This window comes from Nocardia sp. NPDC003726 (assembly GCF_053586955.1).
Window position 1 is genome coordinate 474516 of record NZ_JBSFNF010000002.1, and the last position, 17318, is coordinate 491833.

Sequence of the window (17318 nt, forward strand, 5' to 3'; positions counted from 1 at the left end):
GCGTCCGGCTGCGCCCTTTATGCGTACTGCCCATCCAGTCTCACGCCGACAGGTCGTCGGAAGACTCCACTCGGGCCATTTTGACCAGCGCGCCGTGCAATTCCTTGGCCGTCGCGCTGGCTCGCTCGCCTCGCAGCACCACCTCGGTGAAGCCGTCGATCAAGGCGCGGCCGGGGTCGAGCAGTCCGAGTCCACCGCCGCCGCCGCGCAGTGACTCGTTGATCAGAGTTCGCAGAGCTTCTTGCCGAGCCCGGAACGCACCGGCGACATCGAGCGCCCCCGCGAATTCGCGCACCACCGCCGTGTACACGGGCCGCTCGGCAGGCCCGCGGCGCCGGAAGATCCTGCGCGTCTCCACCGGTGCCGACCGCGGCGGAGACAAGGCCGCGCGGTCAAGCAGCAACCAGATCGGGGCGTCGGCCGACTGCGCCGCTGTGGGGTCGCGCTCCGGTCGCGGGCGAGGCTCCGCGTCAGCGGTCAGTTCGACGCCCCGCAGCGGCATCGGGTATTTCGTGAGCAGCTCATCGATGGCGGACGCGATCTCACGGATCACCTGGAGACCGACATTCGCGGTATCGAACCCGACGACTTCCACCCCGTGCCGCGCCGACATCTCCCGCGCGATGCGAAGCGCCTCGAACGGGTCGGGAGCGTCGGTCTGCTCGGAGACTGCGGGGCGGCGTGCGGAATCGCCGCGCTCGATGAGTGCGCGCTCGTGTTTCCGGGGGGATGCGGGGCCGGGGCGTTGGACCGGTACGCCGCCTGTGCTGCCGGTCCGCCGCGGAGTCGCCGACTCGCTGCGGTGCACCGCGGTGGAGTTCTCCGCGCTTGTTGCGGCCGAGGCGGCCCGGTGAGGGTGTGTGACGTCTGTTCGGGGTGACCGCGTCGGGTTTTTAGCGATGCCGATGGAATCGGCGTCGTCAGCGGCGTGCCGAGGGTGTCCGGTAGCGCTGACTTCGGTTTGCGTCGGCTGGTCGGCGGCGTCGGGTTTCCGGTTGGGTGCGGTCCCGGGGTGTTCGGGCGCGGTATCGCTCCGTCCGCCGCTCGAGGGGTGGCCGATGCTCCGGCGGGCTCCGGAGTTGTCTGTGCTGCCCAACTGCTGAGCGACGCTGCCTGCCTCGCCGGCCCCTGGGGGCGATCCCGCCTGGTGGCCCGAGGCGTCCGTCGTTCCAGCGCCGGCGGGCGGTGGGCCGTTCGGGGAATCGAGCCAGGAGAAGCGCAGCGCGTCGAGCCAAGCAGCCGAGCCGGGCGCGTTCCCGATCGTTCGCCGCGATACGGGTTCATCAGTGGCGTCCGCCTGCCGGCCCGGCGCGGAGCCTGCCCGCCGCTCGGCCGCGCAATCATCCGTGGCATCGATCTGGGGACCTGGTGCGGTAGCCGCCGGAACGGATGCCGCCTGCTCGGCGGTATCCCTCCGCGGATCGGGTACCGAGTCGCCGGTGCTGGTCGTGGGCTGGGAGCGGGCCGTGTTCCCGCTCGAGTGATCGGGCGCTGCGGTTGTCTGCTGCTCGGCTGCGGGGTGGTCTGTGGCGTCGATCTGATGGGCGGGTTCGGGGACGGGTGTCGTAGGTCCCGTCTGCTCAGCAGCGGTCTTCCGGAGGTGAGGTACCGAGTCAGCATTGATCATCGGTTGGTGGTCGGGAAGGATCGCCTTGCCGCTCGACTGGTTTGACGCTGCGGTTGTCTGTTGCTCGGCTGCGGGGTGGTCTGTGGCGTCGATCTGGCCGGAGGGTTCGGGGAGGGGCGTGGTGGCTGCCTGGGCGGGTGCCATCTGCTCGGCAGCCTCCTTGTGGCGGTGAGGTAGCGAGTCGTCGGCATTGATCATCGGTTGGCGGCTGGGAAGGTTTGCGTTGCCGCTCGACTGGTTTGGCGCTGCGGTTGTCTGCTGCTCGGCTGCGGAATGACCTGGGGCGTCGAGTTCAGGAATGGGGTCGGGGCGCAGTGTGGTGGCTGTCCGCGGGTTCGGCGCCTGCTGCTCGGCGAGGTTCGTCGGTATGTCGGGGTCCGCGTCGTTCTCGCTGATCATCCGCTGGGGGAGATCCGCGTTATCGGTCGAAGGCGTAGGTGTGGTGTCGGTGAGGTGACCGGCTGCGGAATCGGCCGCACGGTCGGACGGGACCAGGGACGCCGCATCGTATCCGTGGGTGGCCTCGGGCTCCGTTCTTCGGATACGTGCGAACTCGCTCGATCTCCCGGACTGGTCGGTGGACGTGATGGGGACCGGAAGGTACGGGGGTTCTGAACCGGGTGGGGAGTCGTCTGCGATGCCGGGCGGCGGGGTAGTTGCGGTGCCGATCGTGGTGTCGTCCCGCAGCGTGACCGCCGGACGATCGTCGGCTTCTTCGATGAGTACGTCGTCGTCTGCGGCTTCGATCGGTGCGCCGCGCCGGGCGTTCGGCACGACGGGTGCGGGGTCGTCGGCGATGCCGGTTCGTTCCGGGGGCGCTGGTTCCGTCGTTTGCGGGACTTGCTCCGGGTGGGGTGCAGGGCCGGTCTCCGGGGCAGGCGGGGAGCCGTCAGCGGCAGCGATATGTCGCGGTGACGCGAAGGCTTCTTGGATGTCCTTCTGGCGAGCCGGTGCCCGGTTATGCGCGGCACCCGCTTGCTGGATGGGTTCATGGTCGTCTCGCGCATCGGTCCATCGCGACGGGGACCGGTGTCCCTCCGCGGCGGCGCCGGCCGAATCGGTCGCTGCGGAGGCGTCGATGAAGTCGGTCGGCTGGCCCGGTGCCGACCCGCTGCGCGCAGCTGGCGCGGGGGCCTCTGGTCGCACGAGCCGCACCGAGTCGTCCAGGTCGATGTGCGGGCGAGGGGGACGACTGCCACCGGCCGCACTGGGAGCTGACACCTGGTGCCGCGGACTCCCGATCGGTGCGAGGTCCTCGGCGCGGTGCGCTCTTCCGACGCTGGGTGCGGCGCCGGCCGATCCATCCGGAGGGGAGCCGTCAGGAGTGTCCGTCCGGTGGGCGGATGCGGCATCGGTGCGCCGGCGAGGCACGGAGTGTTCGCCCCGGTCCGTCCCACGGCTCGACGCCGCGGCGGCGGCGGGGGGAGGGCCGTCGGCGGCAACGGCGCGCCGGACCGATGCCCGCTCGTCGACGGCATCGGTTCGACGACCTGCGGGCTGGAACTCCGAGTGGCGGGCCGCGGCCGATCGACGTGCGGGCGCGGAGACCTCCGCTGGCGGGACGCCGATCTCGCGGGGCGCGGATACGTGAACAGGTGTGCTCTGCACCGTCGGGCACGGCCGCACCACACGCCTTGACCAGGGCGTTTCCTGGTTCTTACGGGACCACGGCGTCGGCATCGCCTTCGGCTCGGGCGACGATTCCGCCGCGAACACCGCGGGCTCCAGGACAGGCGATGCTTCGGCATGATCGACCGGGTCGCCGCCGACGAGCCCTTCGGCGGAGGCGATGGCCGCTTTCAGTTGGCCGACCGTCCGGGAAGCGTCGGCAATGAGCCGTTCCAAGGTCGAGACCATCGCGCGCAGCTCGCCGGTGTCGATCCGCGACGGCTGACTCACGATGTCTCCCGCCTGTCCTCATCAGGTCTTGCCGCGGTGCGCCGGCCTGCGCCGACATTCTGATCCCGGTTCATCGAGAACAGACTGTGGTTGCGGCCATTGTCGCTCAGATCTCCCTGACCTCTCCGGGCTGGGAAGCATGGATGATGCGCCTGCGCGGCCGAGCAGCTATCGATTCGCAACCTTCCCGCCACCTTGCCGCTGCGATCGTGGCGCGGGGAAACCGGTGGTCCGAGCCGTCACCTGGCGGACCGGCTTCGCCTTGCTCGTGAAATCCATTGTGCCACAGTTGAATTCGCCATCTTCCCAGGTTGGCTACCATAGAGGGGTGCGGATCGGAGTAGGACTCTCCACCGCGCCGGATGCGCGGCGAGCGGGCATGGAAGCCGCAGCGCGCGCCCGCGACGAGATCGCGGGCGCGGCGCCGTCCCTCGCTGTGCTGCTCGCGTCCCGCGCGCACACCGACGACGCCGTGGAAGTGCTCTCCGGCGTCCACCGGACGGTCCGGGTGCCCGCCCTGATCGGATGCGTGGCCCAAGCGGTGGTGGCGGGTCGCCGCGAGATCGAGGACGAGCCCGCGGTGGCGGTGTGGCTGGCCTCCGGACTGCCCGCCGCCGAAACCTTCCAATTGGACTTCCTGCGCACGGCCAGCGGAGGGCTGCTCGCCGGCTATCGCTTCGACAAGGCCGCACGCGACTTCCACCTGCTGCTGCCCGACCCCTACTCGTTCCCGGCCGATCTGCTGCTGGAGTACGTGAACACGGATCTGCCCGGCACCGTCGTGATGGGCGGGTTGGTCAGCGGTGGCCACGGCCCGGAAGGCAGCCGCCTGTTCCGCGATCACGCCGTGGTGACCTCGGGCGCGGTCGGCGTGCGGCTTCCCGGCCTGCACAACGTGCCGATCGTGTCCCAGGGCTGCCGTCCGATCGGCCACCCCTACACCGTCACCGGCGCGGACGGCATGGTGATCACCGGGCTCGGCGGCCTGCCCCCGATCGAGCGGTTGCGTCAGATCGTCGCCGTGCTGCCGCCCGACCAGCAGGAACAGCTGGCGCGCGGCCTGCAGATCGGCTTCGTCGTCGACGAGCATCTGGCCGAGCCGGGGCAGGGCGATTTCTTGATCCGCGGCCTGCTCGGCGCCGATCCGTCCAGCGGCGCGATCGAGGTGGGCGAGGTGGTGGAAGTCGGCACCACCGTCCAGTTCCAGGTCCGCGACGCGATCGGAGCCGACCACGACCTGCGGGCGGCGCTGGCGCGGGCACGCACCGACCTGCCCGGACCTCCGGCCGGCGCCCTGCTGTTCACCTGCAACGGACGCGGCCGCCGGATGTTCGGCGTGGCCGACCACGACGCCACCACCATCGAGGACTTGCTCGACGGCATCCCGCTCGCCGGCTTCTTCGCCGCCGGTGAGATCGGGCCCATCGCGGGCCGCAACGCGCTGCACGGGTTCACGGCGTCGATGGCGCTGTTCGTCGAATGAGCGTCGATCTGCGGGTATACGCCGAACTGAACGACTTCCTGCGGCCCGGCGAGCGATACACCGTGCTGCGACGGCCATGCCGTCCGCACCAGACCGTCAAGGACGTCATCGAGGCCGCCGGCATTCCGCACACCGAGATCGATCTGATCCTGGTCGACGGAGAACCGGTCGACTTCGACCATCGCCCGCGCCCCGGCGCGCGGATCACCGCGTACCCCGTCTTCGAAACACTCGACATCGGCCGGGTGACGCTGGTGCGCCCGCATCCGCTGCGCGAGCCCCGCTTCCTCGCGGACGTGAATCTCGGTGGTCTAGCCAAGCTGATGCGGTTGCTCGGTCTCGACGTGCACTGCCGCTGGACGGCCGGGGACGCCGAACTCGCCGAGGCGTCCGCGGCCGAGCATCGGATTCTGCTCACCCGTGACCGGGGGCTGTTGAAGCGCCGCAATGTCACCCACGGCGTCTACATCCGATCCGACCGGCCGGCCGACCAGGTCGTGGAGCTGATCCGGCGGCTCGACCTCGCCGCGCGCCTGGATCCGTTCACCCGCTGCCTGCGTTGCGGCGGCGTCGTCGCCGAGGTCGGTAAAGCCGAGGTCGAGGACCGTCTGGAACCGCTCACGCGTCGCTACTACGACACCTTCCGGCAGTGCCGCGCTTGCGGCCGGATCTACTGGCAGGGCTCTCACCAGGCACGTCTGGCCGAGACGGTCGCGGCGATCCGCGCGGAACTGGACCGCTCGTGACGGGCGGGGCCGCCGGAAATCGCGGTGTGGAGCCGACCGGGCGCGTCGGCCCCGCCTTCGCCTAGACTCTCTGCCGTGGCCGGACGACTTCCTGATCGCGATATCGCGGCAATACGCGAGCGCGTCCGGATCGAAGACGTGGTGGGGGAGTACGTGGCGCTCAAGCGCGCCGGAGCCGACTCCATGAAGGGCCTGTGCCCGTTCCACGACGAGAAGTCGCCGTCATTCCACGTGCGACCCAATCACGGCCTGTTCCACTGCTTCGGCTGCGGCGAGGGCGGCGACGTGTTCGCTTTCCTGCAGAAGATCGAGCACGTCGGATTCGTCGAGTCGGTCGAGCAGTTGGCCGACCGGATCGGTTACCGGATCAACTACGAGGGCGGCGGCACCTCGGTGCAGCGCGACCGCGGCACCCGGTCCCGGCTGGTCGCGGCGAACGCCGCCGCGCACGAGTTCTATATCGCCCAGCTGCGCGAGCCGGAAGCCGAAGCCGCGCGCAAATATCTCACCGATCGCAACTTCGACGCCGCCGCCGCGCACCAGTTCGGCTGCGGCTACGCACCGGCCGGGTGGGACACACTCACCAAGCATCTGCTCCGCAAGGGGTTCGACTTCAAGGAGCTGGAGGCGGCCGGGCTGTCGCGGCAAGGTCAGCGCGGCCCGATCGACCGCTTCCACCGGCGGCTGCTGTGGCCGATCCGCAACCTGTCCGGTGACGTCATCGGTTTCGGCGCCCGCAAGCTCTTCGACGACGACACCATGCCCGGCAAGTACATCAACACGCCGGAAACCTTGCTGTACAAGAAATCTCAGGTCCTCTTCGGCCTGGATCACGCCAAGCGCGAGATCGCCAAGGGGCACCAGGCGGTGGTGGTCGAGGGCTACACCGACGTCATGGCGATGCACCTGGCCGGGGTCAAGACCGCCGTCGCCTCCTGCGGCACGGCGTTCGGCGACGAGCATCTCGCCCTGTTGCGCCGCCTGATGATGGACGACAATTTCTGGCGCGGCGAGATCATCTACACCTTCGACGGCGACGCCGCGGGCCAAGCGGCGGCTCTGAAGGCCTTCTCGGGCGATCAGAAGCTGGCCGGTCAGACCTACATCGCGATCGCGCCGGACGGGCAGGACCCGTGCGAACTGCGGCAGCACTCCGGTGACGCCGCCGTGCGCGATCTGGTCGCCCGCCGGACTCCGCTGTACGAGTTCGTGATTCGCGGCCTGCTGGCCGACCACGACCTCGACACCGCGGAGGGGCAGGTGGAGGCGCTGCGCCGGGCGGTGCCGGTGGTCGCGCAGATCAAGGACAACGCCCTGCGCAAGGCCTACGCCACCAAACTGGCCGGCTGGGTCGGCTGGGACGACATCCAGACCGTCGTGCGCCGCGTCGGCGAGGAAGCCAAGCGGCATCGCAACGGCGGCGGGCGGACCGGCACGGTGCGCACGCCCGCGCCCCGCGAGGTGGTCGCCGAACATCCCGCCGCGCGGCCCAATCCGAACGATCCCACCCTGCTGCCGCAACGTCAGGTGCTCGCGGCCGCCCTCCAATACCCGGCGATGGCCGGAGCGGGTTTCGACGCGCTCGAGGCCGAAGCCTTCACCCACCCCGCCTACGCGGTGCTGCGCGGCCTGATCGCCGAGGCGGGCGGCACGGCGGCCGGACTCGGCGGCGCCGAATGGGTCAACGCCGTCGCCGACCGCACCGAGGACCTGACCATGCGCGCGCTGCTCTCGGAACTCGCCGCCGAGCCGCTGCCGGTGAAGTCGGAGTCCGATATCCCGCGCTTCGTCTCCGGCGTTCTCGCCCGCACCCAGGAAGCCTGGGTGGGCAGGCAGATCGCCGAGCTCAAGTCCAGGCTGCAGCGGATCTCCTCGACCGAACAGCCGGAGGCCTACCTAGCCCTCTTCGGCGACCTCGTCGCCCTCGAGCAGTACCGCAAGAGCCTGCTCACCCAGGCGATGGGCAACCACGGGGACTTCGCGACCGGGGCCTGAGTGGGTGTGATCAGCGGCGCAGCTGGTCGTGCGGCACCAGGACGGTGGTGCGCTCATCGATCGGTTCCATCGGCTCCAGGCGGGGGCGGGTGCTGAGCTTGTCCGCCAGTTTCTGCCTGCCCACGAGCACGAGCTTGCGGGTCACCGGGCTCTCGGTCAGCGCGCGGGTCGCGGCGCTGATCTGTTCGTAGCGAGCCCGCCCGGCCTTACTGCCGAGTACGTAGCCGGCCGCCACGCCGATGATCAACCGCAGCATCTCGATGTGCTCCTCCCAGTTGCCAGTTCGCCGCCCCCATCCTGCCCGACGCCCCACACGCCTGTCGATCCGGACACCCGGTGCCGACACCCCGCCTCCGGCGGACAAGACAGCAGGTAGCGACGCGATTTGGGCTCCCGCCCAGCGATACGCTAGAGTTTCTCCTCGGCCCGCCCGATACCAACCGGACGAGCCGAGGGCAATCCCCTATAGCTCAATTGGCAGAGCAGCCGACTGTTAATCGGCAGGTTTCTGGTTCGAGTCCAGATGGGGGAGCAGAGACAGGTCCCTGACCATCGGCTTCATGCGAATGGTTGGGGGCCGAGTTCGTACCAATGCCGCCGGGCCCCTTGACTTTGACTCGGATGTCTTGCCGACGATTTGGTTCTCCTTCTTCTCGCGGTAGTAGAAGGGCAAGGCAAGCTCGAGAACCTGGCTCGTGTGCTGTCCGATGACACCCATGATCGCGATCAGATCGGCCAGGTCGGCGGCATAGCAATACGCGGGCACGGTCGGCGGAATGTAGTGGCGCATGCCCACGCTTCTGCTCGGCCTTGGTCATCTTTCTTGGGCACGGCACCGTCGACCAGTACACCGACGCCAAGATGACGCAGAGGTCCTCCACCTCGATATGGGCAGCTCCGCCGGTGCGGCCCTTCGGCTCGACCTTCTCTGGAACCTCTACTTCTCGAACAGGATTCACTTCGAGGGTGTTCTTGCGCACAGCATGGCGGAACATCCCGGACATCATCGACCGCGCGTTGGGCATCGACTCGCGTCCGTGATCGGCCGCTACTTCGTCGAGTAACACTTCCGCCGTGCTGGGTTTTGAACTCATCCGGGCCTATGCGGCGGTAGCCAATTTCCTTGCTCTACAACACTGCCCATCGGTCGTGCAGAGCCAGGGTGCCTTCGGCGCGGCCTTTCTTGACCAAGAATGACCGGTACTGCGTCCACAGTTCGGACACGGTCGTTGCTCGGGTGACGCCACTGTCGGTGTCGGGTACCACGGCCCGAGCGGCCACACGGCGGCATTTTCGGCGCGCGACCCACCCTCGTCCGGGATGCGTCGTCTGCGGCTGTCGTAATGAGGGTGAGACACGCGGCTTACCCGCCGTCCCTTTCCCCTTCGATCACGCACCCATACGATTGCTTGCCAACGCCCAGGCCGGGCTATGGTCTGTCGGTATCTGATCGTCAAAGCGCGATGGGAAATCAGGAGCGCTGCCTGTGAGTGCCTTTAATTCAGAGTAATCCGTGCAACCGTCCTGTATTGATATCCAGGCACCGTGCATGCACAGATGCCAATGGTCGATACCTCAATCGACCCGGGGAATGCTTCCAGTGAGGTTCGTACCGAGTTGTCACGAATTGCCGGAAGGGTCCATCTCGGCGGCGGATCGTAGGAAATCCGTAGACGACGTCCCGGCAGGAGCTGGTAAATGGGCTGTGGTATCCACGCCGGGGTCGACTGGTTCGAGGGAAGCGCTGAGCGCCTGGCCTGAGTCGGACTGTCGCGGGCCCGCCGTACTGACAAATTCTTGGTTGAGCAGCGAGGCAACGATCGATCTGTGAATCGCTCTAATACCTGCCTAATAGTAATAACAGAACTATTAGATGTGTTAGGGTGGACACGTGACTGCTGACCAGGAGGTATGGTACGGCCCGCGCGTATTGACGCAAGTGCGCCAGGTCTGCATCCCTGTCGAGCTTCTGCGCGCCCTCAACCTCGACGCGGGGAGTGAGCTCATGTTCGCTCTCACTGAGGACCGCAAGGAGATCCGAATCCGACCGACTGGTCGCACCCGGTCGACCCGAGACGAGAAGAGAGCATGATGAGCACCGACGAGTTGGCGTCTCTCTATTCGGCACCGCTGCCCGCGGACCGCACAGGTCCTCTCTATAACGCGTTCTCGTATCCGACAAAGATCTCTGCGGAAAGCGTTGCGCTATTCATCGCGTGCCACACCGAGCCGGGCGACCACGTTCTGGACGTCTTCGGCGGCTCCGGGACCACCGGCATCGCCGCACTGCTCTGTGAGCGGCCGACGGACCGGATGCTGGCGCTGGCTGCCGAACGCGGGCTGAAGCCGCGTTGGGGTGCCCGGAAAGCCACCATCTACGAACTCTCGGAGATTGGCACGCTGCTGGCGCGTGTCATGACCGCCGCGCCCGACCCCAAGACTTTTACAGAGGCGGCGCTGCGGGTGGTGGTCGCCGCCACGAAGCTCGAGCCGACGCTCTATGCCGTAGCAGGGCCGAATGGGCAGGCCGGAACGGTGCGTCAGGTCATCTGGAGTGACGTCGTGCAGTGCCCAGGCTGTGATGCCGAGACGACTTACGCCGACACAAGAGTTCGTTACGAACCCCTGCGGTTCGATGACGGCTTCACATGCGTCTGCGGTTACGTCGGGTCGCCCGACGACTGGCCGCGGGTGCTGGAGGACGTCCTGGACCCGTGGACCGGCGAGCTGGTTCGACGTCGTCGTCGAGTCCCGTGGAAGGTCTACGGTACTTCGTCGACCGGCAACTGGAGCAGGAGTGCTACCGAGAACGACCGAGCCGCCGAGGCCGACGCGCTGGCCCGCGAGCTGCCGGACTGCGCGCCGATCGTTCCGCTGAACTGGGGAGACCTTCATCGCAGCGGCTACCACCAAGGCATGACCCATTTGCACCATCTATACACCGCCCGAAACTTCCGAGGGCTGGCGACGATGTGGCAGCTCATCGAGGACGAGCCGGAAGAACTCCGCGAAGCACTGAGGCTTCTCGTGCTGTCCTATAACGCCGTGCACTCGACGCTCATGACCCGAGTCGTACTGAAGAAGAACTCCAAGGACTTCGTCGTCACCGGTGCCCAGTCGGGCGTCATGTACGTCAGCGGACTGCCGGTGGAGAAGAATGTCTTCACAGGGGTTCAGCGGAAGATCAAGACGTTCGCTGCAGCGTTCGAGCTGCTCCATGGTCTATCAGGTGACGCCATGATCGTCACCGGGAGCAGCACGGATCTGCACCTGGCGAACGAGTCCATCGACTACGTGTTCACCGATCCGCCGTTCGGGGCCTACATCCCGTACTCGGAGATCAACCAGCTGAACGAGCTCTGGCTGGGACGGACCACGAAGTCCAAGGATGAGGCGATCATCTCGCCCGCTCAAGGCAAGGGGGTCGGCGAATACCAGGCCCTGCTGACCTCGGTATTCTCCGAAGTCGCGCGTGTCATGAAGCCAGCCGCCGATGCAACGCTCGTCTTCCACTCGTCCAAGGCGTCGGTCTGGCAGGCGCTCACGACGAGCCTTGCCGACGCTGGCTTGACAGTCACCGCGGCCAGCATTCTCGACAAGACACAAGCCAGCTTCAAGCAGGTGAACGGCCACGTAGCGGTCAGCGGCGATCCGTTGCTCCGCGTCAGCAAGTGTTCCCCGGCCGAATTGGCTCGCTCCACGAGCTCAACCATGAATGACCTGGTCACGGTCAGTTATCGTCAGGTGAACGGGCAGCAGACGACGGCCCGTCAGCAGCAGCGCCGCTTCTCGGAGCTGGTCGGCATGGCACTAGTCGATGGTGTGCCGATCACGATGGATGCTCGCGCGGTGTACGAGATGCAGGCACGCGAGTGACGGTCATCTCACTGCGGGAGGCGGCCCGGAAGAAGCAGCTTGGCCAGTACTTCACGCACCAGCGAGTGGGTCGGCTGCTCGCCGCGCTGGCCGATGCCAAGACCGCCAGGACCATCATTGATCCGATGGTTGGCTCTGCGGACCTGCTTCAAGCCTGCCTCGCCATCGGTGCGCGACCTGACAAGATGGTCGGTCTCGACATCGACCCGCTCGCAATTGCCCAGGCGGAAGTCGCGTTGGCCGGTGTAGCCGGCGCAAAGCTCGCGGTGGGCGACGCCTTCTCGGCTTCCCTCCCGTCCGAGCAGTTCGACCTCGTAATCACTAATCCGCCGTACATCCGCTACCAGTCCAAGCGCGACGTTGACGACATCAGCATCCCGACCAGCGAGGACGCGCGGGCTGGCCTGCTGCGGGCGATCAAGAGCCGGCTCGCCGGTGATGCTCAGGGGTTGTGGCTGCGCGTAGCCAAGAGCTACCCCGGCACGTCCGATATCGCCGTCCCAGCTTGGATCCTCAGCGCCGCGCTGGTGCGCGAGGGCGGGAGGCTCGCCGTGGTCGCCCCGCAGGCATGGCTGAGTCGCAACTACGCCCATGCGGTGCGCGAGCTCCTGGACGGAGCATTCGATGTCGAGTTCATCGTCGAAGATGGCGATGCCTCCTGGTTCGACGACGCTCAGGTGCGCACACAGCTGGTGGTCGCCAGGCGGCGACCGATCGAGGCACGTATCGACAGACAGTTCGTCGTGAGAGCCAGAGCGACCAGAGAGCTCGACACCGAGGGGACCTTGCGTGGGTCTTTGAACTCGGAACAGGCGGTAGTGACCGCCCTCCGCGAGGTGACCTCGAGCAACTCGGTGTCGGTGACTACCGGCCTCAGCGCGCATGTCGAGCACGACCTGTCGGTCGCGGCGTTAGGACAGGCAGCACACATCCCTACGCGTGTTTCTGGTGTGCTCGGTGTGAAGCCCGAAGATATCGCCACCCGGACCCTCGAGTCGTACGGGTGGCGCGCAGGGCAGGGACTCAGGAGCGGAGCCAACGACTTCTTCTACGTCAGCATTGCAGACGGCGTTGTTCGCCCGGCGGCTCGGTGGGGAATACTCTCGCTTGAGATCCCCTGCGAGTGCCTGCTTCCCGCAGTGCGACGTCAGAGCGAGCTCCGAGATAAGCTGGGGGTCGACGCCGCGTCACTTGCATCTCGGGTCGTCAACCTCCGTGGCTGGGTGACCGCATCCGACAGAGAGCGGATGGGTGAAGCCGGGGATGTTCGAGTGTTGCCAGCGGCGGTGGGGCGATGGATCGCGAAGGTCGCAGCGACTCCGCTTTCCGAGAAGAACCCGGCGAAGCTATTCCCCGACCTCGCGGCTGTGGCCCCGAACAGCAGGACCGACCGCTCGGGTCGACCGGTGAGCTTCTGGTACCAGCTGCCAGAACTCGCACCGCGTCACCGCCCATCCCTGTTCGTCGGCCGGGTGTGCGGCGGCCAGCCGAGGACGTACCTGAACCAGTCCGCCAGCGTCATTGACGCGAACTTCTCGACGCTGTGGCCGACCGAGCCCGACGCCATCCCGCCCGAGGCGTTGCTGGCGCTGCTGAATTCCAGCTGGGTTTGGGCCAATCTTGAAGCGACATGCACGGTACTAGGCGGAGGCGCACTCAAGGTCGAGGCGACTGATCTCCGACGGCTCGTCCTTCCAGACCTCTCAGCCGATCATGTCATCAGGCTCGCGGAGCTTGGACGTGCTCTCATCGAACACCGGACCGACGATCTCTTGCTGGTTATCGACGCCGCTGTGGTCGGTGCCGTGTGCCAGGGGCAAGACGATTCACTTAGGGGGACTAGATTGCGCGCCTTCGCCGAGCAGGCACTCGCGTACCGCTTGCGCAAGTAGTGGATTGGTCGTCGAGTCTCCACGCGAATAAAGTCGTTGCGATGGAGAGGTGGAGCTGAATGGAACTGGCGCTAGAGACTACACGTGTGCTTCGACGCTTCAAGAATGCTGTTCTCGAGGGGCCGCCCGGCGTCGGCAAATCCCACGTCATCAACTCCATAGTCGAAGTCTGGGAGAGAGAGACCGGCCGGAAGCTGGTCGGCCAGGGGCGCGGGCGGTACGCGATCACCCTCCACCCCAACACGACCTATGAGGAGTTCGTCGAAGGTCTCCGCTACGACGACGAGGTTAAGGCCTTCGTGCGCAAAGACGGCTTTCTCCGGGAGGTGATCCATGATGCGATCAAAGACCCCCACTCGGACTACCTGGTACTGATCGATGAGCTCAACCGCGCCAACGTGCCCAAGGTGTTTGGCGACCTGTTGCTCACGATGGAAAAGAGCAAGCGCTCCACGTGGAACGGGACAGAGTGGAATGGCGGGATGGAGGTCACCCTGCCGTACTCGGGCTCGCTCTTCTCGGTGCCCAGCAACGTCTATTTGCTCGGCACGATGAACACCTCGGACCGCTCGATCGCACCGCTGGACTCGGCACTCCGCCGGCGGTTCGGATTCATCCACGTCGAGCCGCTGGTTGGTGACGCCCTCCGTGAGCAGATCATCGCAACTGACGGCAGAGACGCCGCCGCGCGAGTAGAGCGTTCGATCGATCACCTGACCAACCTCAACGAGGCACTGCGTCGCTGTCTGGGGCCGAACGCCATGCTTGGTCACAGCTACCTGTTCGGCGTCACAGCCACCGAAGGCTCAGTCGCGGACGCCACCGACCCGCTCGCTGGGGTGCGCGTGGCAGCGGCTGGTGACAACGTCACCGGCGTATTCTGGCTTGAGGCTCGTGTGCTCGATGGAGGCAGTCACACTCAGTTGGTTTTGCCCGATGCGGATAAGCCGAGAGGACGGCGGGGGCTCATCGACTCGTTCTTCCCCATGTCGTCGAACGGAGTCGTCACGAACGAACGCTCGCCGCGGGGGATCCACGACAAGATCGAGATCTGGTTCGAAGGTAAGCGTTACGTCGACAATGTCGTTAGGTGGAACAAGAGCGGCAACAATCACAAGCTCTATTACCAGGGCGAGACCGCAGACGGCCAAAAGTTCAGCACCGTCGGTGCCACGCTTAGACTCGATCAGAAGGTGCATGTTTGGCTGCGTCGCGCCGATGACACCCTCGAACTCATGCTCCTCGACAATGCGGAGCCCGTGATTGCGGCGCTGCAGGCCGTCAGCGTCGAGCCAACTGGGTGGCATGAGAAGACGGGTGGCTCGCAGCATGGGCCCGGAAGACCTTACGGCGTGATCGACATGGCGGCTCTCGCAGGCTTTGAGAACGCTCAGTTTGACGCTGACGAAGACGCCGAGTGGATGATCTGGCGTTACGCGATCCTTCCGCAACTGATCGACACCGCTACCCAGGTGGGAGCGACCGACCTGCTTGCCAAGGAGACCAGGAACGCGTGGCTCGAAGCCGCCAACGCGAGTGACGTTGCCGACCGCTGGACGAAGTTCGACGAGTTCCTTGTCAGCCTTTCGCTGGCGATCACAGAGGAAGGCCACGGCCTCACGCGCGGACTCACCGTCGTCGACATCCCTGCCGGAGCCGCCGCCGAATACGTCTTGTCGGAGGCATCAGACGAGCAGCTCGACGATGGCGAAGGTGACGATGAGCAGTAGCGTCCCGAGCATCTGGATCAAGGCCAGCCCACGCGGAACGCGGTCGGGTTTCGCTGTCCTGCCTGACGGTGCCAGCGGTCGCGTGACAGTGACGGTGCTGCCAAAGCCCTGGTCGACGAGGACTCGGGCTGTGCGCAACTACGCTCACGTGCCCGGTGCCCTCACGCACATCGTGATGCACGAGACGGAGCTGGCAATGGTGAACACCACCGCCACGTCCGTCGGGGCGCTCGCCACGGGTCTCGCGAAAATCGGGCGATCTCAGGCTGACATGCTCGACCTCGGAGTGCCACCAGACGAGGCGGTCCCTGCTCCCGCCATCGTCGGCGATCCGTTCCGCGAGCTCATCGACCTGATGCTGCTTGCTGAGAGAGGCAGCCTCACGAGCAGCCCACTGAACTTTGAGGGCGCGTTCGCTCCTTCACTGCTGCGGCTGCTTACCCACGAGCGGCTGCTGGGAGTAGTCGAGAGTCTCATCTTTCGCGCGCGCCCGCGCTATGCGGAGCGGAGCGAGGCTTTGGAGGTGCCTCGCGGGCGGCTGCGCGAGAAGAGCCTCCTGTTATCACTCGCGACGGGGACGCCGCGAGTTGAGTCCACCTTCGACGAACTCACGATGGACACCCCGCTGCTGCAGGTGGTTGCTTCGGCGCTCCGCGTGATCGCGAGCGACCGCCTGCCGCGCAAGATCACCGCTCTACGGCCTGGTCTGCAGACGCGAGCAATTCACTTGCTGCGCTACCTGTCCGGCGTCACGCTGATCGATCGTGAGCAGGCCTTGCTCACGATCGAGCGTCTCTGGCTCAGTCCGCTTGACCGGATGTGGGAGCCAGCGGTCGATGCTTCAGTACCGGTTCTTCGTGACTGGGCGGTCGTTCCCGAGAGCGGGGTTGACACGACCGACGCCATTCTGGTGCACGTCTCCACCGAGAAGTTTTGGGAGCAGTGTATGGAGCTGGTGCTGGCCAGCGCCTTCAGCGCCGTTGCTGTCAGTCGGAATGCTCGGCCGGGTGAGAGTGTCACCGTCCCTCCACCCTGGGTGCCGCGAACACCAGTCAGCAGCGACCCCACGAAGCCTCCGACGGCGTCGTTCCCGGACTTCATGTTCTGGGCTGGCCGGCAAGTCGTGGTGGCCGACGCAAAGTACAAACTCGGAACGGGGAAGGCTCCGGCCTCTTCGGATGGGTACCAGCTGTTCACGTACAGCCACCTGGCAACCCTCGGGGGTCGACCCTCTGATCTGGCCGTCCTTCTCTACCCGACGCACGCTGGCGGCCAACCGCGTCAGTCGGAGCTCGAACGGCTTCCAGATCGGAGCTATCCGGCCTGGCTTACGCATCTGCCGTTCCCCACCCGGGTCGATCTCCAGAGCCAGGGGAACTGGGGCACCTACGTCGCCCGTCTCGCCGCGACGGTCAAAGACTTCTCGCTCGACTGGGTGGTCCAGTAAGAGATGAGACCGGCTTCGGTCAGCTCGTCAACCGCCATCACCGACGAGGCGTAGCATCGGCCGCTTGTCGACCTCGCCCAACAGGTCATCAGATGTGCTGAACCGAGATTGCTTGAGAGCCTGTGCGAGAGTAGGTGACCTGACCCCGTGAGGTCGGTCCATCGACTGTGTGGGTCTTGCGGCCCACGTTGTGGGCGGGAAGGCTCGATGGCGATGACCACGAGGAAGAGGCACACCCCTGAGCAGGTCGTGCGCAAGTTGACCGAGGCCGATCGGCTGCTCGGCGAGGGCAAGGACGTCGCGGATGTGTGCCGGGCGTTGCAGATCACCGAAGCCACCTACTACCGGTGGCGTAACCAGTTCGGCGGACTGAAAGCCGACGACGCCAAACGGTTGAAAGACCTCGAACGCGAGAACACCACACTCAAGCGGCTTTTGGCCGAAGCGGAGTTGGAGAAGGCGGCGTTGAAGGAGATCGCCAAGGGAAACTTCTAGACCCGGAACGCCGGCGCGCGGCCGTGGCGCATCTGAGGCGCCTCATGGGCGTCAGCGAACGGTTCGCCTGCCGGGTGACCGGGCAGCATCGCAGTACCCAGCGCCGTCCTGCGGGCGCGCAGCAGCCC

The 17318-nt window shown here is 66.4% G+C and carries 11 protein-coding genes, 1 tRNA gene and 1 pseudogene; 11 read left to right on the plus strand and 2 right to left on the minus strand.

What is annotated here, in order from left to right:
- Positions 1–40: 40 nt before the first annotated feature.
- Positions 41–3526: a hypothetical protein gene (locus tag ACWDMM_RS04660; RefSeq protein ID WP_449935963.1), complete on the minus strand. Its 3486-nt coding sequence runs from the start codon at positions 3524–3526 to the stop codon at positions 41–43.
- A gap of 328 nt (positions 3527–3854) precedes the next feature.
- Between ACWDMM_RS04660 and ACWDMM_RS04665 the strand changes: the two genes are divergently transcribed.
- From ACWDMM_RS04665 to dnaG, 3 genes are all read left to right on the plus strand, one after another.
- A complete protein-coding gene (locus ACWDMM_RS04665) occupies positions 3855–5009 on the plus strand; it encodes an FIST signal transduction protein (RefSeq protein ID WP_195077653.1) in 1155 nt (384 codons plus the stop codon).
- Positions 5006–5755: a Mut7-C RNAse domain-containing protein gene (locus tag ACWDMM_RS04670; protein WP_449935966.1), complete on the plus strand. Its 750-nt coding sequence runs from the start codon at positions 5006–5008 to the stop codon at positions 5753–5755. The genes ACWDMM_RS04665 and ACWDMM_RS04670 overlap by 4 nt, the downstream gene beginning before the upstream one ends.
- A 75-nt stretch (positions 5756–5830) precedes the next feature.
- Positions 5831–7750: a DNA primase gene (gene dnaG, locus ACWDMM_RS04675; RefSeq protein WP_195077655.1), complete on the plus strand. Its 1920-nt coding sequence runs from the start codon at positions 5831–5833 to the stop codon at positions 7748–7750.
- Positions 7751–7760: 10 nt separating this feature from the next.
- Here the strand turns inward: dnaG and ACWDMM_RS04680 are convergent, their stop codons facing one another.
- Positions 7761–8006 (minus strand): hypothetical protein, encoded by a 246-nt coding sequence (locus ACWDMM_RS04680; protein ID WP_039796811.1) that lies wholly within the window; start codon positions 8004–8006, stop codon positions 7761–7763.
- A gap of 203 nt (positions 8007–8209) precedes the next feature.
- Between ACWDMM_RS04680 and ACWDMM_RS04685 the strand changes: the two genes are divergently transcribed.
- The 8 genes and pseudogenes from ACWDMM_RS04685 to ACWDMM_RS04720 form a co-directional block, all read left to right on the plus strand.
- Positions 8210–8282 (plus strand) — tRNA-Asn (locus ACWDMM_RS04685).
- Between the two features lie 542 nt (positions 8283–8824).
- On the plus strand, positions 8825–8947 hold the full coding sequence (locus tag ACWDMM_RS04690; RefSeq protein WP_449935968.1) for a hypothetical protein: 123 nt from the start codon (positions 8825–8827) through the stop codon (positions 8945–8947).
- 742 nt (positions 8948–9689) lie between these two features.
- Positions 9690–9842 (plus strand): AbrB/MazE/SpoVT family DNA-binding domain-containing protein, encoded by a 153-nt coding sequence (locus ACWDMM_RS04695; protein WP_449936000.1) that lies wholly within the window; start codon positions 9690–9692, stop codon positions 9840–9842.
- The gene (locus ACWDMM_RS04700; protein WP_449935970.1) at positions 9842–11626 is read left to right on the plus strand and encodes a DNA methyltransferase; all 1785 of its coding nucleotides are present in this window, start codon (positions 9842–9844) and stop codon (positions 11624–11626) included. Before ACWDMM_RS04695 ends, ACWDMM_RS04700 begins: the two co-directional genes overlap by 1 nt.
- Positions 11623–13518 (plus strand): N-6 DNA methylase, encoded by a 1896-nt coding sequence (locus ACWDMM_RS04705; protein WP_449935973.1) that lies wholly within the window; start codon positions 11623–11625, stop codon positions 13516–13518. Before ACWDMM_RS04700 ends, ACWDMM_RS04705 begins: the two co-directional genes overlap by 4 nt.
- 59 nt (positions 13519–13577) lie before the next feature.
- Entirely contained in the window at positions 13578–15248 is a 1671-nt protein-coding gene (locus ACWDMM_RS04710; RefSeq protein WP_449935976.1) for an McrB family protein, read from the plus strand.
- Positions 15249–15378: 130 nt separating this feature from the next.
- Positions 15379–16695 carry a 5-methylcytosine restriction system specificity protein McrC gene (locus ACWDMM_RS04715; protein ID WP_449935978.1) on the plus strand — a complete coding sequence of 439 codons (1317 nt, stop codon included), beginning with the start codon at positions 15379–15381 and terminating at the stop codon, positions 16693–16695.
- A 213-nt stretch (positions 16696–16908) separates the two neighbouring features.
- Positions 16909–17318, plus strand: a pseudogene (locus ACWDMM_RS04720) (transposase); the annotation flags it as partial.